The sequence below is a fragment of the Pedobacter psychrotolerans genome (assembly GCF_004340665.1).
GTDB classification, from domain to species: Bacteria; Bacteroidota; Bacteroidia; order Sphingobacteriales; family Sphingobacteriaceae; genus Pedobacter; species Pedobacter psychrotolerans.
Genome location: NZ_SLWO01000005.1, coordinates 297,520 through 323,656 on the forward strand (window position 1 = coordinate 297,520; position 26,137 = coordinate 323,656).

General features: G+C 37.7%; 18 protein-coding genes, 4 tRNA genes and 1 riboswitch. Of the genes, 10 read left to right on the forward strand and 12 right to left on the reverse strand.

Annotated features, from left to right (window positions below; translation table 11 throughout):
* Positions 1-21 precede the first annotated feature (21 nt).
* The 3 genes from EV200_RS14370 to EV200_RS14380 all read left to right on the forward strand — a co-directional run bounded on the left by EV200_RS14370 (position 22) and on the right by EV200_RS14380 (position 3,058).
* A complete protein-coding gene (locus EV200_RS14370) occupies positions 22-954 on the forward strand; it encodes a homoserine kinase (RefSeq protein ID WP_132533804.1) in 933 nt (310 codons plus the stop codon).
* Between the two features lie 88 nt (positions 955-1,042).
* Positions 1,043-2,350: a threonine synthase gene (thrC, locus tag EV200_RS14375; RefSeq protein WP_132533806.1), complete on the forward strand. Its 1,308-nt coding sequence runs from the start codon at positions 1,043-1,045 to the stop codon at positions 2,348-2,350.
* A gap of 165 nt (positions 2,351-2,515) precedes the next feature.
* Entirely contained in the window at positions 2,516-3,058 is a 543-nt protein-coding gene (locus EV200_RS14380) for an REP-associated tyrosine transposase (RefSeq protein ID WP_132533808.1), read from the forward strand.
* A gap of 75 nt (positions 3,059-3,133) precedes the next feature.
* Here the strand turns inward: EV200_RS14380 and EV200_RS14385 are convergent, their stop codons facing one another.
* The 8 genes from EV200_RS14385 to murQ form a co-directional block, all read right to left on the reverse strand.
* Complete coding sequence (locus EV200_RS14385) at positions 3,134-4,558, reverse strand: sugar MFS transporter (protein ID WP_132533810.1); 1,425 nt, start codon at positions 4,556-4,558, stop codon at positions 3,134-3,136.
* Positions 4,559-4,890: 332 nt separating this feature from the next.
* Entirely contained in the window at positions 4,891-5,310 is a 420-nt protein-coding gene (locus EV200_RS14390; protein ID WP_132533812.1) for a tail fiber domain-containing protein, read from the reverse strand.
* A 79-nt stretch (positions 5,311-5,389) separates the two neighbouring features.
* Positions 5,390-5,692: a hypothetical protein gene (locus tag EV200_RS14395; RefSeq protein WP_132533814.1), complete on the reverse strand. Its 303-nt coding sequence runs from the start codon at positions 5,690-5,692 to the stop codon at positions 5,390-5,392.
* Positions 5,693-5,778: 86 nt separating this feature from the next.
* Positions 5,779-6,732, reverse strand: coding sequence for a methylenetetrahydrofolate reductase (locus EV200_RS14400; protein ID WP_132533816.1), 954 nt, complete (start codon positions 6,730-6,732; stop codon positions 5,779-5,781).
* A 151-nt stretch (positions 6,733-6,883) separates the two neighbouring features.
* Positions 6,884-10,600 (reverse strand): methionine synthase, encoded by a 3,717-nt coding sequence (metH, locus tag EV200_RS14405; protein ID WP_132533818.1) that lies wholly within the window; start codon positions 10,598-10,600, stop codon positions 6,884-6,886.
* 173 nt (positions 10,601-10,773) lie between these two features.
* A riboswitch (SAM riboswitch) is annotated at positions 10,774-10,877 on the reverse strand.
* A 154-nt stretch (positions 10,878-11,031) separates the two neighbouring features.
* Positions 11,032-11,769: a Bax inhibitor-1/YccA family protein gene (locus EV200_RS14410; protein WP_132533820.1), complete on the reverse strand. Its 738-nt coding sequence runs from the start codon at positions 11,767-11,769 to the stop codon at positions 11,032-11,034.
* Between the two features lie 39 nt (positions 11,770-11,808).
* Positions 11,809-12,375: a hypothetical protein gene (locus tag EV200_RS14415; protein ID WP_132533822.1), complete on the reverse strand. Its 567-nt coding sequence runs from the start codon at positions 12,373-12,375 to the stop codon at positions 11,809-11,811.
* A 199-nt stretch (positions 12,376-12,574) separates the two neighbouring features.
* Positions 12,575-13,381, reverse strand: a complete 807-nt coding sequence (gene murQ, locus EV200_RS14420) for an N-acetylmuramic acid 6-phosphate etherase (protein WP_132533824.1) — start codon at positions 13,379-13,381, stop codon at positions 12,575-12,577.
* Between the two features lie 188 nt (positions 13,382-13,569).
* Between murQ and EV200_RS14425 the strand changes: the two genes are divergently transcribed.
* A complete protein-coding gene (locus EV200_RS14425; RefSeq protein ID WP_132533826.1) occupies positions 13,570-15,177 on the forward strand; it encodes a S41 family peptidase in 1,608 nt (535 codons plus the stop codon).
* 18 nt (positions 15,178-15,195) lie between these two features.
* On the opposite strand, the gene EV200_RS22110 is transcribed toward EV200_RS14425, so the two are convergent.
* From EV200_RS22110 to era, 4 genes are all read right to left on the reverse strand, one after another.
* A complete protein-coding gene (locus tag EV200_RS22110; protein WP_208864555.1) occupies positions 15,196-15,486 on the reverse strand; it encodes a GNAT family N-acetyltransferase in 291 nt (96 codons plus the stop codon).
* Between the two features lie 17 nt (positions 15,487-15,503).
* On the reverse strand, positions 15,504-15,704 hold the full coding sequence (locus EV200_RS21900; RefSeq protein ID WP_208864552.1) for a hypothetical protein: 201 nt from the start codon (positions 15,702-15,704) through the stop codon (positions 15,504-15,506).
* A 115-nt stretch (positions 15,705-15,819) separates the two neighbouring features.
* The gene (gene der, locus EV200_RS14435) at positions 15,820-17,121 is read right to left on the reverse strand and encodes a ribosome biogenesis GTPase Der (protein WP_132533828.1); all 1,302 of its coding nucleotides are present in this window, start codon (positions 17,119-17,121) and stop codon (positions 15,820-15,822) included.
* A 130-nt stretch (positions 17,122-17,251) separates the two neighbouring features.
* Positions 17,252-18,148, reverse strand: a complete 897-nt coding sequence (gene era, locus EV200_RS14440; RefSeq protein WP_029287490.1) for a GTPase Era — start codon at positions 18,146-18,148, stop codon at positions 17,252-17,254.
* A gap of 113 nt (positions 18,149-18,261) precedes the next feature.
* Here era and EV200_RS14445 point away from each other — a divergent pair.
* From EV200_RS14445 to EV200_RS14470, 6 genes are all read left to right on the forward strand, one after another.
* Positions 18,262-18,337 (forward strand) — tRNA-Met (locus EV200_RS14445).
* Positions 18,338-18,420: 83 nt separating this feature from the next.
* Positions 18,421-18,492, forward strand: a tRNA-Glu gene (locus tag EV200_RS14450).
* Between the two features lie 653 nt (positions 18,493-19,145).
* A tRNA-Met gene (locus EV200_RS14455) sits at positions 19,146-19,221 on the forward strand.
* Between the two features lie 83 nt (positions 19,222-19,304).
* Positions 19,305-19,376, forward strand: a tRNA-Glu gene (locus tag EV200_RS14460).
* Between the two features lie 982 nt (positions 19,377-20,358).
* Positions 20,359-24,063, forward strand: a complete 3,705-nt coding sequence (locus tag EV200_RS14465; RefSeq protein ID WP_132533830.1) for a YobI family P-loop NTPase — start codon at positions 20,359-20,361, stop codon at positions 24,061-24,063.
* A gap of 26 nt (positions 24,064-24,089) precedes the next feature.
* The gene (locus EV200_RS14470; RefSeq protein WP_132533832.1) at positions 24,090-25,550 is read left to right on the forward strand and encodes an RES family NAD+ phosphorylase; all 1,461 of its coding nucleotides are present in this window, start codon (positions 24,090-24,092) and stop codon (positions 25,548-25,550) included.
* The last annotated feature ends 587 nt before the right edge of the window (positions 25,551-26,137 follow it).

A 26,137-nucleotide genomic window follows, 5' to 3' on the forward strand; every position in this document is an offset into this window, starting at 1 on the left:
TCACTAGCTGATTCATTAAAAATGAAAGATAGTATAAAAGTTTTCGCTCCCGCCACTGTAGCCAATGTTGTTTGTGGTTTCGACGTATTGGGTTTCGCTGTAAATCAACCTGGAGATGAAGTTGAAATGCGTCTAACTAATACTCCAGGTGTAGTAATCAAAAGTATTAGCGGTGATGATGGACGTTTACCATTGGATGCTGCAAAAAATACTGTAAGTGCCAGTGTGCAACATTACCTGCAACATGTAAACCGTTTAGATGTTGGTGTTGAAATTGAATTGCACAAAAAAATGCCCATTGGTAGTGGGTTGGGCTCTAGCTCAGCCAGTACTGTTGCTGGTTTATATGCCATCAATAAATTAATGGGTGATTTGCTAACTGCAAAAGAACTGGTTCCTTTTGCCATGAAGGGTGAAGAACTTGCCTGCGGCTATGGCCATGCAGATAATGTTGCACCAGCCATTTTGGGTGGCTTTGTTTTGATTAGAAGTTACGAGCCTCTTGATGTAATTTCATTGCCAACCCCAGCCGGAATGTATGCCGCAATTGTTTATCCGGAGGTTGATGTTCCAACAAAAGATGCCCGTCAGATGATTCGCAGTAAGGTACTTTTAAAAGATGCCGTAACCCAATGGGGAAATGTAGCAGGTTTAGTGAGTGGCTTATTTATGAATGATTTTGACTTAATCGGTCGCAGTATGAAGGATGTTCTTGTTGAGCCTACCCGCTCCATTCTAATCCCTGGATTCGAAGAAATGAGAGCCATTGCAATGGAAAATGGTGCAATAGGTTTTGGCATTTCGGGTTCTGGTCCTTCTGTATTTGCTTTAACAAAAGATGAAGAAACCGCAAAGAAAATCACCAAAGCACAACAACAATATCTACATAAAATTAACATCAATAGCAAAGCCTACGTTTCTTCGGTTAATGCCGAGGGGCCAAGAGTATTGTGAACGAAGAATGAAAAGGATTAGAAGATTACTTCAGCAACCTAGCAACCATACAACTTACCAGCTCATCGACCACACAACTTAACCAACCATGATATTATATTCAACCAATAATAAAGATTTACGTGTTTCCTTTAAAGAAGCTGTTTTTAATAGCATGCCTAAGGATAAAGGTTTATACATGCCCGTAGAAATACCAACATTAGATGCAGATTTTATTCAAAATATTGAGCAATATTCTTTACCAGAGATTGCTTACAAAGTTGCCTCTACCCTACTAAAGGATGAAATTCCAGCCGAAGATTTAAAGGCTTTAATTGAAGACGCCATTAATTTTGATGCACCTGCGGTAAAACTTGATGATCAAACCTTTGTGTTGGAACTTTTCCATGGTCCATCATTAGCTTTTAAAGATTTTGGTGCCCGTTTTATGAGCCGGATAATGGCCTATTTTCTGAAAGATGGCGAACAGCTATTGGATGTTTTAGTGGCTACCTCTGGCGATACTGGCGGCGCAGTAGCTTTAGGCTTTTTAGGCGTACCCAATACCAGAGTGACTATTCTTTATCCAGAGGGAAAAGTGAGTCCGATACAAGAGCTACAACTGACCACAAATGGAAACAACATCAGGGCTATTGAAGTAAAAGGTACTTTTGATGATTGCCAAGCTTTGGTTAAACAAGCCTTTGCTGATCCGGAACTCAATAGTAAATTCAGATTAACTTCTGCCAACTCCATTAATATTTCAAGGTTAATTCCACAAACCTTTTATTATTTCAATACTTATGCACAATTGAAAAAACAAGGTATCCAAGATGTGATCTTTTCTGTTCCAAGTGGAAATTTTGGCAATATTGGCGCAGGCTTACTGGCTTACAAACTTGGTTTGCCCGTAAAACAATTTATCGCAGCAACTAACATCAATGATACCGTTCCCCGTTTTCTGGAAAGTGGGATCTATCAAACGCGACCATCTTCACAAACCTATTCTAATGCCATGGATGTGGGTGCCCCAAGTAACTGGATTCGCATCATGGATTTATTTAATCAGGATGTAGATACCTTGAAAAAAGTGGTTACTTCTTATCGTTTTAATGATGAGGAAACGCTCGAAGGCATTAAAGATCTAGATGAGAGACTAAATTATGTTGCTTGTCCCCACACTGCGATTGCTTATTTAGCTGTTGAAAAATATAGAAAAGAAAATCCAGCAGAAAATAGTGCTGCCGTATTCTTATCTACTGCTCATGCCTGTAAGTTTCCTGATATTTTCCCTGCAGATATTGCTGCTAAAATTGATATCCCTGAACAGGTTACGGCTTTGGAAAGTCTCCCTAAGCATGCCGATCAATTGGAGGCAGATTTTGATGGATTTAAAAAATATTTATTGAATAACTAATTCTTAGTTGGTCGGGATTTATAATCCCAATCTATTTTCATTAAGTTTTATAAAACTTAAAAAGTGGATTTGAAATCCACAGTGTTATAAGTCCGGAAAAAATTTCCGGACTAGCCCATCTAAAGAAAAGTTTTAAATCCTTTAATCAATATCTTATATTTATTAATGGGTTTCAAATATAAGGTAGCCGATGATAACGGCATTTATTTCATTACAACTACGGTTGTCAATTGGATTGATGTTTTCACCAGAAAAGAACTTGCAGAAGTAGTCATAGAAAGTCTTAAATACTGCCAGAAAGATAAAGGATTAATTATTTACGCATGGTGTTTAATGCCTAGTCATTTACACATGATGGTCAGTGCTGATGAAGGAAATAAACTTCCGGATATTATACGTGACTTCAAAAAATTTACCTCCCGAAAAATTACATCAACGATTAAAGACATCAATGAAAACAGAGATTGGATGCTTAACAAATTTTCATTTGCTGCCAAAATTCATGCTAAAAGCGACGAATTTAAGTTTTGGCAAGATGGCTACCATCCAATCTCCGTAGAAACCAATCTTTTTAAAGAACAAAAACTAGATTATATTCATAACAATCCTGTGAAAGCAGGAATTGTATATGAACCAGAACATTATATTTATAGCTCTGCTATTAACTATAGTAACGGAATGGGCCTGATTGAAGTTGTTTATTTATAGGCTTAATATAAGAAAGTCCGGAAAAAACTCCCGGACTTTCTTATAAATATTTAGATTTATAGGCTTTCAGCAACATTAATGTCCGCCCTTAACACTAGTCTGCTCAATTCCTTTAAGGTGTTTTGTACAATAAATACCAAAGTATAAAATAAACAAATAACAAACCAAAGGAAGGATAAAAGAGTGATGCACCCCGATCTGATCTGCAACAGCTCCCTGAACCAATGGTAGAACTGCTCCACCAAGAATTGCCATGACCAATAATGAAGATCCCTGACTTGTATAAACACCTAATTTCGCAATCGACAGTGTGTAGATGTTAGAAAACATAATGGAGTTGAAAATTCCAATCCCTAAAACACTATACATGGCCAGTTCGCCTTTATTTACCATCACTGAAATTAAAAGCAGTACATTAATGGTAGAGAAGATTGCCAAAGTTCTTGCTGGAGCTGATTTACCCACCAGGAATCCAATAAAGTTTAATCCAATAAAAACAAGAAAGAAACTGATCTGTGCGAAGGTTAAATCTACAATGCTAAAAATTAGGGCAAAAACTAATATTGCCGTACCTAACATATATATAATTTTTTTCGCCTGACTTAATGAATGGTTTAGAGAGATGGAACCTACAAATCGCCCAATCATTGCGCCACCCCAGTATAGCGATAAATAATTTTTACTGATTGCTTCCTCTAATCCACTGATTTCCGGTAGATGTAAGAAACTGATGATAAAACTACCAACAGCAACCTCAGCACCAACGTAACAAAAAAGCGCAACGATACCTCTGGTTAAATGTGGAAATTTTAAAACCCCTAAACCTTTGGCTTGCTCTTCCTCTTCAGGCTTAAATGAAGGTAATTTTACATAGAAAATTAATAAACCTACCAGAAGTAATATGCCTGCGAAGATTAAATAGGGAATTCTTGTGGCGGAAGCACTGAAGCTCCCATCAGACGCAGAAAAGAATTCAAAGATAAGGTGACCACCTAAAATCGGTGCAATAGTGGTCCCAAAGGCATTAAAAGCTTGTGTTAAATTTAATCTGCTTGAAGCACTATCTTCTGGACCTAACAACGAAACATAGGCATTTGCAGTAATCTGCAATACGGTAAAACCAAGCCCTAAAACAAATAATGCACCCAAAAATAAGGGATAGATAGAATAAGTTGCCGCCGGGAAAAAGAGTGCACAACCTATAGCAGCAAGCACAATTCCAAAGAGTATTCCTTTCTTATATCCCACTTTATTAATGGGATCACCTTTGACGTATGAAATTAAAAAATAAATTAATGAGCCAACAAAATATGCGCCGAAGAAGCTGAACTGTACCAGCATTGATTCAAAAAAAGTCAGACTAAAAAGCTTCTTTAAGTAGGGAATCAGAATATCGTTCATGCAGGTGATAAATCCCCACATAAAAAACAAAAGGGTAATGGTAATGAGCGGAACGGTGTAATTAGATTTTGGTTTCGTTTCTGAAAATTTGGTGTCCATTGTGTATATAAAAATTAAACAACTTAAAATCCAGACACAATTGTAGTATGTCCAATTTTAATTGACCAAAGAAACGGTTTTTTCGGTTTTTAGAGCGGTGTATCATATAAAAGTTATAACAGTCATCAAGACGCATATTATTCACCAGAAGACATCAAACAAACTATATATCAATGCCTTAAAGTAAAACGATTTATGAATAGTACTTTGCAGATAAAAAAGGTAGATTTAAAATATGACTTTCATATTTCATACAATAAGAGGTATTTGAAAATATAGACGTTAACAAAACAAGAAAGGCTGGATTTTGGATCCAGCCTTTTACTCATTTTTTACTTTGCACTTCGAGATTTTAATGATTGGATCTCCTGTCTTAATGCCTCAATCTGCAGTTGCTGGTCTTTTATACTACCAACAAGCAGGGGGATTAAACTTTCATAGTCGACTTTGGTTATCGTAGCAGATCTATAAGCATTTTTACCTGCCGCATAATCTTTAGCCTGAACAGTTACCAATTCAGGAACATTTGTTTTGGCATCCGCTCCAATAAAACCATATTGTGGTCTTGCAGATATTTTTAATTTTTCAGCCCAGGTTTTATCGTAGTTAAAACTAACTGGTTGAAGTTTTGAAACCAGTTCAAGAGAATTATTAACTGGCTTTACATTATCTTGTGTTACTTCCTGTGCACGGATTTGTGATGATGCGACAATTAAGAATGCCGCAAATGAAAATGAAATTGCTCGTTTCATATGATTATAAATTTAGATTAAAAGAAAATTGCCACAACGCAAGAAAGCGATGCTGATTGAAAACTAGAGTATGGTACAATTATGCTAATGGTGGTGGAGTCAATACCTCGGGAAAGTAGGTCATTTTAAAAGAATGATCAGGAATAAGGAGTTTCTTATCGGTCACAAAAAACAATCCAGCTTGTGGATCGGAATAAAAATGATTCGCTAAATATTCAGATTCTATCTTTTTTTCCTCTTTTTCTGTAGCATCATCATTAACAGATGAATACTCTATTTCAGCAGTTGAATACCTTAAATACGATACTGCATTGCTTACTTTGAGAAATAAAGTAGCAGCTATGCAGATGATTAGTAGATATTTAAAACTGATTAAATTCATTGCTACAAATATAAGTTGTACAATCTGTTTAACAATTTATTGGCGTTAAAGTTCTGTCAGAATTTTGTTAACCAAACAGTAGTTATTTAAAAAATTGCTTTTGCAATCTGCTTCGTTTGCTCTGGTCTACCCATGGTATAAAAATGCAATACCGGTGCACCAAAGTCCATCAATTCTTTACACTGCTTAATCATCGCTTCCGTTCCAATTTCTTTTGCTTCAGCATTGCTCTTTGCATGCGACAAGGCATCAGTTAATTCATCTGGCAGGTCTATATGGAAAATTTTAGGTAATACGTTTAGTTGCGTTAAAGTACTAATAGGCTTTAAACCTGGGATAATTGGCACATTGATATCGTTTTCTCTACATTTTTTCACGAAATCAAAGTACTTCTGGTTATCAAAAAACATTTGAGTTACAATAAATTCTGCCCCCATATCTACCTTTTTTTTCAGGTATTTAAAATCAGCATTTAAGTTTGGTGCTTCAAAATGTTTTTCCGGATATCCGGCAACGCCAATGCAAAAATCACTCTTGAAAGTCTCAATATCTTCATGCAAAAATTTGCCTTCATTGTGGTTTTTTATATGCTGAATGAGATCTGTAGCGTAACAATGGCCACCTTTTGTAGGGATGAAAGAATGATCGGCAGCACGGGCATCACCACGTAATGCCAAAACATTATCAATACCTAAAAACTGCAGATCGATTAACGCATTTTCGGTTTCTTCCTTAGTAAAACCACCACAAATTAAATGTGGTACTGCATCAATTTTATACTTATGAATAATTGCCGCACAAATGGCAATGGTACCAGGTCGTTTTCGGTAAGATACTTTTTGCAGCAATCCATTATCCTGCTCCTTGTAAATATAATCTTCCCTTAAGGAGGTAACATCAATAAAAGGAGGATTAAATTCCAGCAAGGGATCAATAGCATCATAAATCCATTGGATACTCTGGCCTTTAATTGGCGGTAGCAATTCGAAAGAGAATAAGGTTTTACCCTTAGCATTTTTAATGTGGTCTACAATTTTCATTTTAGGTTGAAGGTTGCGGGTTAAAAGTTTAGATGCTTATTTAACCAGCTTTTGATAATAATTTATAAATCCATTTATAATTTTCGTGTGGTTTCCAGTTTCATTAATGTGGCCTTTAATACACCACACCAATAACCTGCAACCTGCAACTTTAATAAGCCAAATTCGGACTTAACCATCTTTCCACTTCTTCTATTGACATATTTTTACGTTGCGCATAATCTTCAATCTGGTCTTTGGTAATCTTTCCTAATCCAAAATACCTGGATTCAGGATGTGCAAAATAAAATCCACTTACCGCAGCTGTTGGATACATCGCATAACTTTCAGTTAAACGCAAGCCGATTTGATTTTCAGCATCTAATAACTCAAATAAAGTACCCTTTTCGGTATGTTCCGGACAGGCAGGATAACCTGGTGCCGGACGAATACCTGCATATTCTTCTTTAATTAATTCGGTATTACTTAAATTTTCATCCTTGGCATAACCCCAATATTCTTTTCGTACACGCTCATGCATCCGTTCTGCAAAGGCTTCGGCCAAACGATCGGCCAGCGCTTTCGCCATGATGCTGTTATAATCGTCATGATTGGATTCAAATTCCTCTACCAAGGCATCAATTCCAATACCCGTAGTTACAGCGAAACCGCCAAAATAATCCTGAATACCACTTTCTTTTGGTGCAATAAAATCTGATAAGGCATAATAGGGTTGCCCATCAACTTTTTCTGCCTGCTGGCGAAGGGTATGTATGGTAATTAGTTCTGAGTCTTGAGTCGCTAATCTTGAGTCGTCATTCTGACTTCCCACTCCGGACTTCGGACTCCGGACTTCTAGTTCGATATCGTCTCCAACCGCATTAGCCGGCCAGAAACCAATCACGCCCCGAGCAGTCAGTAATTTTTCATCCAGAATTCGTTTTAATAACTTTTGTGCATCATCGAAAAGCTTTTTGGCTTCATCACCAACATTTTTATCATCGAATATTTTAGGATAGCTTCCACGTAATTCCCAGGTATGGAAAAATGGCGTCCAGTCGATGTAAGGAACCAATTCTTCTAATGGATAATTATCAAACACCCTTGTTCCGGTAAATTCCGGTGCAGGAAGATCTGACTTAAAATCTATTTTAAACTTATTTTCACGTGCTTGTTCCAGTGTTTTAAAGCGCTTGTCAGAGCGTTTATTTAAATGTGCTTCACGAGCTTTTTCATACTCTGCCTTAATACCAGCAACATAATCATCCTTTGTTTCCGGATTCATTAAAGTGCTGCAAACCGTTACACTTCGTGAAGCATCCAATACATGGATTGCCGGACCAGAATAGTTGGGTGCTACTTTAACTGCGGCATGAATCCGCGATGTTGTCGCCCCGCCAATAATTAAAGGAATAGTAAAGTTTTCACGTTCCATTTCTTTGGCAAAGTGAACCATTTCATCAAGTGATGGTGTAATTAGCCCACTTAAACCAATAATATCAGCATTTATTTCTTTGGCTTTTTTAATGATTTCCTGTGCAGGAACCATTACGCCCATATCTACAATTTCGAAGTTGTTACAAGCCAAAACCACACCTACAATGTTCTTACCAATATCATGAACATCGCCTTTTACAGTTGCCATCAACACTCTTCCGGCAGATGAGCTTTGATTTTGATCGGGATTATCTAGCTTCTCCTGCTCAATGAATGGCAGTAAATAAGCTACTGCCTTTTTCATTACCCTTGCCGATTTCACTACCTGAGGCAGGAACATCTTCCCTGCTCCGAACAGATCCCCAACAATGTTCATCCCATCCATTAAAGGCCCTTCAATTACCTGAATTGGGCGGGCATATTTCTGGCGTGCTTCTTCTACATCATCATCCAGGTATTCTACTATTCCCTTTACCAAAGAATGAGATAACCTTTCCTCAACAGGTCCTTTTCTCCACTCTTCATCCTTTACGATTTCTTTACCTTTCGATTTTACGGTATCGGCATACTCCACCAAACGCTCGGTAGCATCTTCTCTCCTGTTCAGGAGTACATCTTCTACCCTTTCTAAAAGCTCTGGTGGAATTTCCTGGTAAACTTCAAGCATTCCTGCATTTACAATTCCCATATCCAAACCCGCCTGAATGGCATGATAAAGAAAAGCAGAGTGCATCGCTTCGCGAACGGTATTGTTCCCCCTGAACGAGAAGGAAATATTAGAAACCCCACCACTTACTTTTGCGTGTGGCAGATTTTCTTTAATCCAGCGGGTAGCATTAATAAAATCGACAGCATAATTATTATGCTCTTCTAATCCGGTGGCTACCGTTAAAATATTCGGGTCGAAAATAATATCTTCTGCCGGGAACCCAATTTCATTTACTAAAATATCGTAACTTCTTTTACAGATTTCTTTTCTCCGCTCGTAATTATCGGCCTGTCCTTGCTCATCAAAGGCCATTACCACAACCGCAGCACCGTATTGGATGATTTTACGGGCACTTTCCCTAAATTTATCTTCTCCTTCTTTTAAGGAAATAGAGTTCACAATTCCCTTCCCCTGCAAACATTTTAACCCATTTTCAATTACCGACCATTTAGATGAATCGACCATGATGGGCAATTTCGCAATGTCAGGCTCTGAAGCAATCAGGTTTAGAAATTTGGTCATGGCCGCTTCTGAATCAAGCATCCCTTCATCCATGTTCACATCGATCACCTGCGCACCACCTTCAACCTGTTGCAAGGCTACAGCAAGGGCAGCTTCATAATCTCCACCTAAAATTAATTTTGAAAATTTGGGCGAACCAGTAATATTAGTCCTTTCACCAATGTTTACGAAGATACTTTCTGGCGTGATGGTAACCGGCTCTAAACCACTCAGACGCATATAAGGTGGAATAATCGGGATTTTTCTCGGAGATGCTTTTCTGGCATTCGCTGCAATACAGCCGATATGTTCTGGCGTTGTACCACAACAACCACCCACAATATTTACAAAACCAGAGGCAATAAAATCATCTACCAAATGTGCTGTTTCATGGGGTTGCTCATCATAAGCACCAAATTCATTTGGTAAGCCTGCATTTGGATAAGCAGAAACATAACATCCTGCTTTTGCGGCCAGTTCTTCAATGTGCGGACGCATTTCTTTTGCACCTAAAGCACAATTGAAACCAATACTTAATGGCTTTGCATGCATCACGGAGTTTAAAAAAGCTTCCGCCGTTTGTCCAGATAACGTTCTACCCGAAGCATCGGTAATGGTACCAGAAATCATGATTTCCAGTTTACGCCCGATTACTTCTTCATATTTTTTAATGGCCACAATGGCCACCTTTGCATTTAAGGTATCGAAAATGGTTTCAATAAGCAGTACATCTGATCCACCATCGACCAAACCACGCACCTGCTCATAATAAGCGGCTTCCAATTCATCAAAATAAACTGCCCTGTAACCAGGATCATTTACATTTGGCGACATAGAAAGGGTTCTGTTGGTTGGGCCAATGGCACCTGCAACAAAACATTTACGATCGGGGTGAGCCGCCATAAATTCATCCGCAGCTTCTTTTGCTACCCTTGCACCTTCATAACTCATTTCGTAGGACAGATCTTCCATCTGGTAATCAGCCATGGAAATTCTTTGTGTACTGAAGGTATTGGTCTCGATGATATCAGCTCCTGCGCTTAAATATTCGAGATGGATGGCTTTAATAATATCCGGACGGGTGATGTTGAGCAAATCATTATTTCCTTTTACATCGCAGGGGTGATCTTTAAAACGTTCACCTCTAAAATCCTCTTCCGTTAAAGTATAACGCTGAATCATTGTGCCCATCGCACCATCAATCACCAAAATACGTTTTTCTAATTCTTCTCTTATGCTCATTGTTATTTAATAGCAAGTAGCTAGTATCGGGTATCAAGATATGCTTGATAAACGACCTAACCCCAGATATAAGCAAAAAGTATAGACAAATCTTTCTTGATACTTGCTACTTTATACCTGATACTTAAAAAAAAGGCTTATTCAAAAAGTTGGCACATGGATAGTACTTCCTTAACTTATCTTTCTCCCGGCTAACCGAGATTAGAATGTAGCACCTTGTTGGCACAGGTTGCTAAGACTTCGTTGGGTCTAATCCCTCCGTCTTTCTTAATAAGCATACAAAAATGCAACAAAGCAACATCATTTCCAAAATTTATCACCTTGCTGCCAAATAAAATTACAAAGGCCATGCAAAATGCACAGCCTTTAAAATAATATTTTGTTATTAACCTGAAGTCAATGAAATTCAATGATCACGCTTTTGCACTAAATTATCTTCTGCCTCCAAATAAACGCAAAAGTGATAGAAATAAGTTAATGAATGTGATATAAAGTGATAAGGCACCCATTATTGCTAATTTTTTGCTGTCGGCCACTGCTATTTCACTACCGCTTTCATCTAAACCTTCACCAATTCTTTTAATTTCCTGAACCTTGTAAGCGGTAAGTGCTGTAAAAATAGCCACACCAACAAAGCCTAAAATATAGTTCAAAGTTTCGCTGCCGATAAAGAAATTGATCAGACTAACTATAACTAAGCCAATTACACCAGCCATCAGAATGGGTCCGAATTTACTTAAATCAACATCTGTTGTGTATCCCATAATGGCCATAACAGCAAAAATAACTGCTGCTGCAACGAAGCAAATGGCGATAGATACAGAAGTGTAGATTAAAAGAATAAAACCTAACATAACACCTGTTAACAAAGAATAGAGTAGAAAAATCCCCACTAATGCAGGAAAGGATAATCTTTGCATGGCGGCGCCCATCAGCATAACTAAACCAAGTGGTGCAAAAATGGCGATGTATCCTAATACGGTAAATCCTTTTTCACCGACTAAGTATGATAAAATTCCTGGCGAATTTGCCAATACAAATGCAGAAACGCTTGATATTAACAGCGCAACGAACATCCATAAGAATACGCTGGCAAAGAATTTTTTAGACACCGAGTTTTCCTGTACGAAAACACTGTTGCCTTGATATTGATAATTTTGTTGTTCCATTTTTATTTGTGTATTTAAATGATTATTAAAAATAATACTTTAATTCAGTCTTTTTGTCAGCATTTCTTCAACTTTCTTAAAGAACTGTAACGGTTTTAATGTACGCCAGGGCAGGTTATCAAAAGCACCGCCAAAGTTGATGTAATAATCAATATTGTTATCTTTAAATTCCCTGATCACATGTTCCTGAAAGTTTACCCCAACAATCCAGCCATCTTCCACTTCCTGAAACCATTCTTCATAATAACTGTCATCTGAAGAATGAAAATTAAGCACATTTTCGCCAATTAAAATGAATTTGTTAATTCCTTCATCCATCATCAGCTCCAGAATATCGCGCTTAAGCAACATGATATCATTGTTAATGGCATCGTTCCACTCTCCAATAAATTCAATAATGGCATAGCTGTGATCATAATCAGCATACAATACCTTCATGTATAATGTATTAGAACCAAACTCATCCCACTGTGGGTGAAGCAGAAAATTATAGATTTGCTTATCAAAGTATAGCTCAGAATATTCGGTATTATAAAATGGCGAACGCTCATCTTCTGCCGAGATATAATCATCTCTCCACTGGTAATACGGCTCTATCTCGTGCATATTTTTTTAATTATTGAATGAGAGAATTTTGAATGAGTTAATGAATGTTGAGTGAGTGAATAATTGAATGAATGTATAAGTTTAAAATCTATGAATTACCTAATACCAGCGCTAAATTCAATCATTCTTTCATTCTGTTATTCTCCAATTCTATCATTCTCTAACCCAATCCTTCTATCCTTATCACCTTCAGTCATTTCTAATGTTGTCCGGCCTCTACAGCTTTTCTAACACTTCCATGTTGTGTTAATAAGTCTGCGGCTTCATCATAAGCGATATTTAATTCATCGGCCACCATTTGTGTGCCGCGATCTACCAGCTTATGATTAGTTAACTGCATATCTACCATTTTGTTTCCCACCACACGGCCCAATTGAACCATCACGGTGGTACTCAGCATATTTAAAACCAATTTTTGTGCAGTACCAGATTTCATGCGTGTTGAACCCGTAATAAATTCCGGCCCAACCACCACTTCTACAGGAAAGTCAGATGCTGCAGCAATTGGTCCGCCTGCATTACAAACAATACAACCCGTTAAAATGCCATGTTTACGGGCGGTGCTCAAACCACCTACTACATATGGTGTAGTACCCGATGCAGCTAAACCAACCAGGCAGTCTTTCTCATTGATATCGAATTCCTCTAAATCCTTCCAGGCCTGTACGGCATCATCTTCTGCAAATTCTACGGCTTTTCTGATGGCTGTATCGCCACCAGCGATGATTCCAACTACCCAATCAAAAGGAACGCCATAGGTTGGCGGACACTCAGATGCATCTACAACGCCTAAACGGCCACTGGTGCCAGCACCAATATAAAAAAGACGACCACCTTTTTTCATTCTTTCGGCAACAGCCGAAGTCAATTTTTCAATCTGAGGCAAAGATTTTTCAACAGCAAAGGCAACAGTTTTATCTTCATTATTGATCCCCTGCAAAACTTCCATTACCGACATCTGATCAATGTGGCTATAGTTTGATTCTTGCTCGGTAACTCTATTCATAAATATATTTTTGATAAAATTCGGTAAATTCTTTCTAAAATCTACCCTAAAAAATTAAAAATATAGATCGCCCCATCAAAGCCCGTCTGTTGAACTGTTAATTTATGTGAAATATTATAAACAAAAGACAAGAAATTGCAGTTAAAACTAGATCAACCCGCTTATTTTCATAAATTTGTATAACGCCAATGAAAAAGAATACCCGAAAAAACATACTGATTGCCATAAGCTATTCTTTAATTTTGATAGCAGGCATGTATTTGGGTATTAAGTTCATTAAAGATCAAGGGTTTGGCGTAATCAGAAGGCCCCAGCTGGCCAGCAATAGTGACGAAAAACTGGAAGAAATCCTGCATATCATCAATAAAAATTATGTGGATGATATCAACACTGATTCATTGCAAAACTTACCTATTGATAGTGTGCTTCACCAGTTGGACCCACACAGTGTTTACTTGCCGCCAACCGACGCTCAGGACATGACCGATAACTTGGAAGGGAACTTTGAAGGTGTGGGCATTGAATATTATATGCTTAACGATACCATGATGGTTACCGGCGTGGTGAAGGATGGACCAGCTTACCAGGCGGGCATTAAATTAGGTGATAAAATTCTGGCTATTGATACCACTACGGTAAGTGGTAGAAATTTACCCAAAGAACAATTAACAGGAAGATTCAGAGGAAAAGCAGGAAGTGGTGTTGGCGTAACTTTGTTGCGCAGTGGCACACAGGTTCAAAGCCGCTTAATGGTTACCCGTGGCAAGGTAAATATTAGCAGTATCGATGCTTCTTACATGATCAACCCAGAAACTGGCTATGTTAGGATTAGCAAGTTTGGCGCTAACACGGATAGTGATTTTGCAATTGCAGCCGCAAACCTGAAAGCGAAGGGCATGAGAAAGCTGATTTTGGATTTACGCGACAACGGTGGTGGTTATTTTTCAGCAGCTACGGGTTTAGCCGATCAGTTTCTACCCGAAAATAAATTAATTGTTTACACCCAGGGCAAACATGAGCCGCGAACCGATTATTATTCTACTGGAACAGGTGCATTTCAGAATGGCAAATTGGCCATATTAATTAATGAAAATACAGCATCGGCAAGTGAAATCGTTGCAGGAGCCATTCAAGATCTCGGCCGTGGAATCATTGTTGGCCGCCGGTCTTTCGGTAAAGGACTTGTACAGGAGCAATTTGCCTTTGGAGATGGTTCTGCACTAAACTTAACCATTGCCAGGTATTATACACCTTCCGGACGTAGTATTCAGAAATCATATAAAAAAGGGTATGACGCTTACAAACATGAACTTGATGAACGCATGATTGACGGAGAGTTAACTGGCGATCATACTTCCTTTCAAGATTCAATAGAAAAAAGTGAAGGCGTAAATCTTCAGCAGCACAAGCGAGCTAAAACCGTCGGCGGAATTCAGCCTGATATATTTGTAAAGCTGGATACCACTGGATACAATAAGTTTTATGCTAGTCTGGTGAGCAAAAAAGTATTGTCAGATTATGTATTTAATGTATTAACCAGTCGTTATAATGCCAGCTTTGTAGAACAGAACATTAACTATTTCAATTTAGGAGATAACGACTTCAAAGATTTTATTGGTTACCTGCAACGCAAAAATGTAACGATAGATCGCATGCAGCTTTACGGATCAAAACCAGTTATATTGAATGATCTAAAAGCACTATTATGCCGCTACTACTTGGGTGATGTTGGCTATTACCGTTCTATAAATCAAACCGATAATGCGGTGAAACAGGCGTTGGCCAATCTTCAATAATTAAAAGCCCCGCTCCTATTAAATTTTGATTTCAAATAAGCTCAGGCTTATTCCCTCATAATGCTTTGGTAAACCATATGTTTTTTCCATTGTAACTACACCAACATAATTAAAGCCGCAGTTGGTATAATACTCCAATAGCTTTTTATTATCTGCCCAGATATCCATTCGGATAAACTTAAGGTGATTTTCTGTGGCAAATGCCCTGGCCCAGGTGATAATCTGTTTAACAAAGGAAAGGCCTCTAAAATCTGGATGCGTAACGATCCGATGAATGTAGATTGCATCATGATCGCGATCGCCCCAAATAAGTTGATCGTTAAAGGTTACCGCAAAAACACAAGCAACTTCATCATTAACAAAATTTTATACTGGCGATTTTCTGCTATTTCAGTTCCCACCAATTCTTTACTGAAACCTTGCCAATGTTTATTGAAAACTTTTTTCTGATGGGCAACAGCCATTTCATAGAAATCAAAAATCATATCCAGATCTGATGGCTGGCTGTTGGCTACTTGGATTTGCATGCTGCAAAGGTAAATAGATTCTTCTTTTGGTGATCAGCAAAATGCTTAAATTTAAATAGTCATCGGATGAATATTAACATAGCATGTATGTTCATCCGATGACTATTCTTTCACCCTATTTTTGTCTGAAGAAAATCTGAATCGGTGCACCAGAAAAATCAAAATGCTCTCTCAATTTATTTTCAATAAAACGTTTGTACGGATCTTTAATATACTGAGGCAGGTTACAGAAGAATGCAAACATGGGTGATGTTCCGTTGATTTGCGTAATGTATTTAATCTTAATGTGCTTTCCTTTTAACGCTGGCGGTGGAAATTTCTCAATCAATGGCAACATTACATCATTTAATTTTGATGTAGGAATTTTCTTACTTCTGTTTTTAGCTACCTCTAAAGCAACTTCAATAGCTTTAAAAATTCTTTGTTTATTTAATACAGATGTAAATACAATGGGCACATCTGTAAATGGACGAACACGCTCATGAATCTGCTCTTCAAAAGCCTTCATCGTTTGTGTGTTTTTCTCAATCAAATCCCATTTATTCACTAAAATGACAATACCTTTTTTATTCTTTTCTGCTAAGTGGAAAATGTTGATATCCTGACTCTCGATTCCTTCCTGTGCATCGATCATCAATACCACCACGTCAGCTTCTTCCAAAGCCTTAATGGTACGCATTACTGAATAAAATTCCAGATTCTCTTTAACCTTCGTTTTCTTACGTAAACCTGCAGTATCAATCAACATAAATTCATGACCAAATTGGTTGTAATGAATTTTGATTGAATCGCGGGTGGTACCAGCATTAGCCGTTACAATGTTTCTTTCTTTACCAATCAGTGCATTAACCAAAGATGATTTACCTACATTCGGGCGACCAGCAATGGTAATTTTTGGCAATTGATTTTCTTCTTCTGGAATATCTTCAAAATGTTTAACCACATCATCCAATAATTCTCCGGTGCCAGAACCAGTCATGGATGAAAGGGGATAAATTTCACCCAATCCAAAACCGTAAAAAGTACTGATTTCACTATATAATGCAGTGTTGTCTACTTTATTGGCACACACAAAAACTGGTTTATTACTGCGGCGAAGTACCTGGGCAATATCATCATCTAAATCAGTGATCCCCGTGGTTACATCTACCATAAAAACCAAAACACTGGCTTCTTCAATGGCGATCATTACTTGCTCGCGGATAGCAGCTTCATATACATCTTCAGAGTTAGCCACATAACCACCAGTATCAATTACGGTAAATTGACGGTCTGTCCACTCCCCTACGCCATAATGCCTGTCGCGGGTTACACCGCTTACGTCATCTACAATGGCTTTACGACTTTCAGTTAATCTATTAAAAAGGGTGCTTTTGCCTACGTTTGGCCTGCCTACGATGGCGATAATATTACTCATGGGTGTTCTATTGATAGTTAATGGCTTATAGTTAACGGTCGTGGCGCTTAAGCAAGCTGCTTAAACTATTTGGCTATCAGCCATTGACTATCAACTACTAACCGTAGTATTTCGGGCTGCAAAGGTACGGTTAATTATCGTAACCAAAGCTTTTTAAGTAGTTCTTTTTACTTCTCCAATCTGGAATCACTTTAACAAACAGTTCCAGAAACACCTTTGAATCTAAAAATTTCTCAATTTCTATCCGTGCTTCTGTACCCACTTTTTTCAGCATGCTGCCACCAGTACCAATGAGGATATTTTTTTGAGAATCGCGTTCAACCACAATTTCAGCACTAATCCTCACCATCTGTCCTTTGCCATTTTTAAGCTCTTCATGTTTAAAACTCTTCACAATCACCTCTGTGCTATAAGGAATTTCTTTTTGATAATTCAGGAAGATTTTTTCCCGAATAATTTCCGAAACGAAGAAACGCTCAGAACGATCTGTTAAATCTTCTTTATCATAATATGGCGGATGCTCTGGTAACATTTCTAAAACGCGCTCCAATAAGCCATCAACGTTATGCTTATGCAAAGCCGATATGGCATAAATGGAAACAGGATTTAACTTTTCCTGCCAGTAAGCAATTTTCTCATCAACCTGCTCCTGTAATGCTTTATCTATTTTATTAATCAGTACAATGGTTGGAATATCTCTGTTCAGGATTTTATCAAGCACATCGTCTTCATCATGCGTTTCATTGATATCTGTTACAAATAAAAGTACATCGGCATCGGTTAAAGAACCATTTACAAAGCTCATCATACTCTCCTGCAAGCTGTATTTTGGTTTAATGATACCCGGGGTATCAGAAAAAACGATCTGATATTCTTCCTCATTTACGATCCCCAGAATACGATGTCTTGTGGTTTGCGCTTTAGGAGTAATAATGCTAAGTCGCTCGCCTACAAGCACATTCATGAGGGTAGATTTACCTACATTTGGTTTACCTATTATACTAACAAAACCTGCTTTATGCGCCATTAAAATATTTTTTAAAAAAAATTTGCAGCACAAAGAAACGAATTATATCTTTGCATTCCAATTCGGAAACAGAGTTAAGGATTTAATTCAAAGAAAAAACGAGTTGTATATAATGCGGGGTGGAGCAGTTGGTAGCTCGTCGGGCTCATAACCCGAAGGTCGCACGTTCGAGTCGTGTCCCCGCTACCAAAATGCAGTCTGAAGTTGTCAGTACCAAGTCCAAAGTCATCAGACTCCAGACTAAGAACTAAAGACTCAGGACTTATTTTAATGGCCCGTTCGTCTAGGGGTGAGGACGCCAGATTTTCATTCTGGAAACAGGGGTTCGATTCCCCTACGGGCTACACTAATTACAGAAAGTTGATTTAAAGCGATACCGCTGACGATCAACTTTTTTTAGTTAAAGGCATCTTGAGTTTGAGAATTTTATCTTTTGATATCTATCCCATTAATTTAACGAATATAGCATCAAGCTATTTTATATTTACTGAAAACTCCGAAATTTTAATAGACCTGAAGATGATGGATGCTTCAATCAATAGACATCTTTAGAAACAGAGAAATTATATTTTTTACCCAGTAAAGCAATAATCTATTTTGTAGTGCCTGATTTACCCACATCTTCAATTTTGATGCGGGTAAACAGGGCTTGCAATCAACATAACTAACCAAAAATTATAATAGACTGTGATATTAATTTAAATGAATAAAAGAGCAAATATTATTATTTAGACTAATTATAAACAAAGGAACAAATTGATGATCATTATTCCAAATATTTTGAGGCAAAATTGATTTTAGATCTAAGGATAAGCATACAAAATACTGATAATCAATCATAAAATCATTCCTTGAAAGTTCTTCAAAGATTCAGATTTTAAAAGACTGAAAATACCTATCAAAAATATTTTAAATTTTCTTTGTAGATGATTTGCAAGTATCAAAACAATTCATACCTTTGCACTCCTTCAAACAAAGAAAATTTGAAGATATAGAGTGCGGGGTGGAGCAGTTGGTAGCTCGTCGGGCTCATAACCCGAAGGTCGCACGTTCGAGTCGTGTCCCCGCTACCAAAAGGTAGTCTAAAGTCGTCAGTACCAAGTCCAAAGTCATCAGACTTCAGACTAAGAACTAAAGACTCAGGACTTATTTTAATGGCCCGTTCGTCTAGGGGTGAGGACGCCAGATTTTCATTCTGGAAACAGGGGTTCGATTCCCCTACGGGCTACTGGAAAGCGCTGAACAACAGTTAATTACGACTGAATCAGCGCTTTTTTTATACTATCGATCTTTATTTTACATCAACATTTATTGTACTAAGCTTAAGAACTCCTATCCACACATCAATGGATAATGATCTATTTAGCGCAGACAGGTTTATTTCTGAATCCTTTCGTTTATTCAATCATTAATTATGAAAGTTGTTCAGGCTTATCTAACTTATTCCTCGTCTTCATAATATTCTGAGTTCATTTCGGGATTAGGTGTGTATTTCGGTGAAAGTGACCCCTCTGTTTCGGGCCAAACTGGCCACCAAATTGATTACCGGATGATGCACATCTAAGTTCCTTTCCCTCTGAACAAATATACACTTCGGATCCAAATCCATCTTACTGCCGGATTTATCCTCAATTCAGATCTTTCTAGCGATCAAAATCCATTCGCAGGTACTGGAACGCGTAAAAAAACGCCATATCCCCTTCAAAACAGCGAAGTGACCGTAGTCCATCCCTAATAGTAGATATGCTCCCAGGAGCCTTTATTTTATGCAGAAATTGAAAAATTATTCTCGAAAGCCAGTTGCGAAAAAAGCTGATCGAAAGATCAGAACGGCCAGTTTGCCCCGAAACAGGTGGTCACTTTAAAGCGAAATGGGATGACAGTTTAAATGCGGAACGGCTGGCCATTTTTGCCAAAATGCCCAGATTATGCTCATAAAACATAATAAAATCGATTAAAGGGCTTAAAAAAGACAAAAAATGGATAAAAAGAAACAGCTCTTCAATCCGCTTATCAGCCCAGCATTAATAAATAGTAGCCAATTCTGGGATGTCTTTCCATGTCGAAATATTTGAGAGATTTAAACCTCCTAATAAATTTGACATTAATGAGCAATTAATCTTTCCCCTTGTATTAAAGTAACATTTGAAGGTTTTCTAAACATTTGAAAAATCCTTAGCTTAGGAGAATCTATTACTTAACACTCCATAATGCCTAATACAAGAGAAATCATCCTTTCCGCATTGGAATGGTTAACAAAAAAACTAACGGTTCAATCAAGTGCATCCGGAAAAGTCGCTCTAAAGACCACTGATCTTCTAGAGGACCTTACCCCTAGGGTTGACCCTGTAAGCACTAAAAACTATTGCGATGCAATTCATTGGGCATTGCAAAGGCCCAACGTGTTAAATATTGCGCTTTCCGGACCGTATGGATCAGGCAAGAGTACTATTTTAAGTTCTTTGCAGGCAAATGATAAGGGCCATAAATTTTTGTATATCTCCCTTGCCTCTTTTAAGGATACTTCGCTGGTTCAGGATAGCTCCATTATCGGGCCCCGCTTACCGGGGGAGACTAGAAGGGAATTTATGGAAGAGCAGCAACTGATCCATGAGATTCATAAGCAGATCGAGTTAAGTATTTTGCAGCAAATGCTATACAAAGTGTCAGGGAGTGAACTACCTCAATCCAGATTCAAAAGGATTATTAGCCTCTCGGGTAAGATGATGTGGGCACAGGCAGTATACATACTTTTCTTTTTAATGAGCGCGGTGTTTCTGTTCAACAAGACATTTAGGGACGATCTCTACCATTGGAAACACATGTCGTTCATCTTGGAGGTGCTATTACTGGTGGCGACGATGATCATCTTTTCAGCTGGGGTAATTTATATTGGCAGAGCAATTATCAATTTTCTATATACATCTAAGTTTAGCAAGATTAATCTCACCAGCGGCGAGATCGAGATCTCCAAGGATATTGATGGTTCTGTATTGAATAAGTACCTAGATGAGATTATTTACTTTTTTGAAAAGACAAAGTATGATGTAGTGATCATTGAGGATCTGGACCGCTTTAACGATCCAGAAATCTTTACTAAGCTCCGGGAGATCAATATGATGATCAACAATTCTGAGCAAATCCATCCGATGAGGGTCAAGTTTATCTATGCCATCAAGGATGACATCTTCCAGGACAAGAATCGAACAAAATTCTTCGATTTTATTATTCCTGTCATTCCACATTTAACAGCTGCGAACTCGCTAGATGTATTGCTGCCTAAGATGGCCAAACTAAACCTTAATCCACCATTTAACCAAAAATTCCTATATGACATCATGCTCTTTGTGGATGATATGAGGATACTGATCAATACCTATAATGAATTTGTACTTTATCAGCACAATCTAAAGCATCCTGAAAATCAATTAGTCCCTGAAAAACTATTTGGTATAATGGTCTATAAGAATCTTTTTCCCAATGACTTCGCCAAGCTCCATATTCGCGAGGGTGATATTCCTAATACCTTTGATCGAAAGGCATCTTACATTATAGAGCAATCCAAAATACTTGATGCTGAAATGCTAGAGATCGAGGAGCAATTGGAGAAGAATGGGCTTGAAAAACTTCAAAATCTAGCAGAGCTTCGCAAGGTGTTCATCATGGCATTAATCAGTACCTTTCCAACGGCACTGGCAATAGAGGTATCAGGCAGGAAAACATTTACTGAACTTCAACAAGAAACCGTATTCGATGAGCTTAGGCTAATCCCAAATATTCACTATTATACTAGGACATTAAACGATACCCAAACTCCATCAAAGATAAGCTTTGCTGAGGTTGAGCGAAAAGCAGATGCCGGTGATTATGTACAGCGTCGACAGATAATCATTTCCTCCGCTCAGGATAATCAAGGGAAGCTGAGAAATAGGCGCGATGAGATTGCCCAAATGTTAAAGCGGATCAACAGTGCTCCCTTAAAATCCTTGTTTAAGGATAACAAAAAAGCGCATGAGTTCTTTCCAACATTAGTTAAAAAGCCAATCCTACGCTATCTGATCAGTGGTGGGTATATCGATGAGATGTATGAAATCTATATTTCCCATTTTTACAATAAAAGTTTAACTGCAACCGATCTTGTATTTCTCAAGAAACTAAAAAACCTCGAGAAATCTAATTATGCCTATAGTATTCAGAAACCAGTCGAGCTTTTACACCGAATGGCCGACGAGGATTTTTTGCTAGAGGAAGCGCTCAACTTTAAATTGCTTGATTTTCTAATCCAGAATAAAGCTACCTACTCCATCCCCTATAATAACATTTTTAAATTGTTGGCAGATGATAGCACGACTAGCTTGGAATTTACTAGGGGCTATCTCTCTATAACAAAAAATATTACTGGTTTCATTGAAAAGATTACCACAGCATATCCTAAGTTTTGGTGGACCGTAAGAAGCCTAACTAAGTATGGCGTTGATCAACAATTGTTAATCATGACTACTATGATCAAACACTGTGATATGAACACCATCCACGCACAAAATACAGACGAATCAATTAAGCATTATTTGCAGGGAGATACAACAGACTTTATTCTTCAGTTTCCAAACAAAAAAGACCATCATAGGGTAATGAATACAGTCAGAAACCTCAATGTACATTTCCAACATATGACTTCTGCTGCATTCTCTTCTCCACTATTTAAGAGTATTTATGAACAAAAGTTTTTTACTGTCTCATACGATATGATTAAACTAATGTTCAGATTTTGTGTTGGGAAGAACCCTATTGCTATGGAGGAGTTTGAGAATGCAAACCTCACTACAATTAAAAAGTATAATTGCCAGCCACTTTTTGAACATATTGAATACCATTTGGACTTATATGTTTCCTTGGTTTCTCTAGAGATGGAGAATAACAAGAATGAATCTGTAGAAATCATTAAAATGATGCTTTCTAAGCTTAAAAATGAAGAGAATAGGCTCAAAGTAATTGAGCATCAAAAAACGACATTACCCTCTTTCAAGGATATAGATGTTTCGCTCTGGTCAACACTAGTAGAAAACAATAAAATTCTTTCAAAATGGAAGAATATAGAGCAATATTACGTCGAAAAAGGAGGACTGGATCAGGAAATGATAATGTACATCAATAAAACCAAAACCTCTATGCTTTTATGGGTGGACGACATTGACATCACTATTAATTCTAAAGCCCACGAATTACTTCTTTCAATAATAAATGAACCAAAAATAACGGATACAGCTTTCACCATGTTAATTGGGAAAATAAGATATAAATTTGAAGCAGAAGATATATTCAGTTCAGCGCCAGAGGCCCACCTACGAATGCTAATTGATAATGGCAACATTGTGCTAAACAGTTTCAATTTTAATGCATTATCGACTTTTGAAAATGATCTAAAAATAGCATTGGTCAAGAAGAATTTCAGTAGCTTTTCTAAACAGTCCGAAATATTTTCACTAGTTAGTCAGGAATGGGTAAGATTAATCCAGTTAAAGCCAACTAATACTCAAAAGGAAAAAATCATATCGATGATTCCCATTTCAAGTATAACCGGATACTTTCTAGCTAACCAACTAACCAAGTTATTATTAGCAAAGAATGGGAAGCGTACCGAATTTGATTTTATTGTCAAGTTATTCGGTTTCGGCAATAATCCTATGGATAAAGTTAAATTATTGAACCTTTATGGAGAAAATTATTCAAAAGAACAATTAAGAGAACTTTTACTAGCAATGGGCGGGAAATACGAAAAAATTAGTCCGGGTTCATTCCCCAGGCTAGATGCCAATCCAGACCATAAAAGGATGCTTTCTCTATTATATGACAAAAAACTTGTGAAAGAATTTCCATTAAGAAACAACAAATTTGTTGTATTACCTGCCAAATAATTAATGAATAACTAATAAGAGAAATCATGATTGAGGGTAACCATGTTTGCCATAAATGTATCAGCGATGAGTTTTTATCCACTGAGGTAAAAAAAATGGGAAAGTCTAGATTGTGTAGCTATTGCCAACATAAACGCAAAGGTTATACATTAGAGGAAGTTTCGGATCGGGTTGAAAAGGCGTTTTTCGAACATTATGAACGGACGCCAGAAGAACCGTCAGAATACCAGTATTGGATGCAGCATGCCGATAAGGAGTCGAACTATCATTGGTATCGCGAGGGCGAGCTAGTGGTAGATATCCTTGAAAATGACTTAGGTTTTGAAGCAAAGCTTGCCAATGATATTAGTGAGAATTTAAGAGACCGATACGCTAATTACGGATCAGATGAAATGTATGAGGAGACCGAATTTGGTTCCGAGAGTCATTACGAATCAGCTGGCATAAGTGATAGGGAATGGCAAGTACAGCAGGATGCATTTGATCGGTCATTACGAGCAGAAGCGCGGTATTTTAATGAGCCGTTAAGGCAGTATCTTCAACAGATTTTTGAGGGAATTGACGAATTAAAGACCTACGGGCGAAAAACTGTTATTACGGAGGCTGGGCCTGGTCGGGAAATTACAGGACTGTTTCGTGCAAGGGTATTTCAAAATGAAAATCAATTATTGGAAGCATTAAGTAAGCCTGATCAGCACCTAGGATCACCCCCCTCAAGGTTTGCTATGGGTGGAAGAATGAACGCAAGGGGCATCTCTGTATTTTACGGAGCATCTAATCCTAACACAGCCCTAGCAGAGGTCCGTCCACCCGTTGGCAGTTTGGTTGCAGTAGCAAGCTTTATATTACTCAGACCAGTTAGGCTACTGAATTTACCTATACTGGCTGAGCACCATGCCTCGGGCAGTGTCTTTGACCCCAATTATTTGGGAAGGAAACAAAAAAGTCTTTTTTTAAGGAACCTCAGCCAAAAGCTTATTGTTCCAGTGATGCCTGATCAAGAGGATTTTGATTACCTGCCTACTCAGGCATTGGCCGATTTTCTCTCCTCCCACCCAATACTAAGCCTCGACGGCATTGTTTTTCCATCTGTACAAACTGAGGGAAAAGGTGGCAATATAGTTTTATTCCATAAGGCAGCAAGAATTTCAGCTATAGAACTCCAAAATGGTGATTCCATTAGGGCTTCAGCAAGAGATTATGATGAGGATGACGAATATGAATCATACAGCGTACTTGAGGTTAAGGGCAACAAAATTCCTGTGCCAAAGCCGATGACCCACCTGAGGGACAATACTGGTCAGTACCATTTCGATAAAAAAATTGAACCTATTCAGGATGATCGAATCGAAACACTAAGTGTAAATTATAAATCAATGCAGGTACATCGGATTAAGGGGATAGAAATCCTCAAAGAATCGTTTGATGTGAGTCATCGGGTGGCAAAACCTGTAGTCATCAAAGAGTCTAATGTGAGAGATTTTTAAGCTTACATTTAAGACTTGGTAATTTTGATTTTGAACATTCAGTATAGCCGTTGATTTTTTTAAATAATCTTCCGTAGTCATATATGGAAGCTGACACCTAGATCAAGTCTAATAGATTTATTAGGATTATCGACAATAACTGCTATTTATGTTTATCAAAACAGTCCACTGTATATAGAAATCATAGATTTTGATAAACCTCATAAACATTCAAAACAAGGAAATTAAATTCTAGTTGATAAAATAAGTATTAATTCATTTTTGTTTTATAAATTTCTTACTTCTAATAAAGAACCTATTCATAATAGTAGTGACACTCGTTTCCCCTATTACATCCCCCACTCGTTATTATCTAGCAGGTTCATGCGAGAAAGCGATAGGAAATAAGAATTTAACTAGCCCCCTACGGGCTACATTAATCAATGTCAAAACCTGCAAATCAAACATTTGCAGGTTTTTTTTATTAATATCAAAAACCTGCCTTATTCATCTCTGATTGTAAAGTGTCACCTCGGTGGCATGGGCAGAATAATCGGTTTTTGCTTCATCCATCAAACTCAGCGCATCTACCTTAATGGATGCAATCT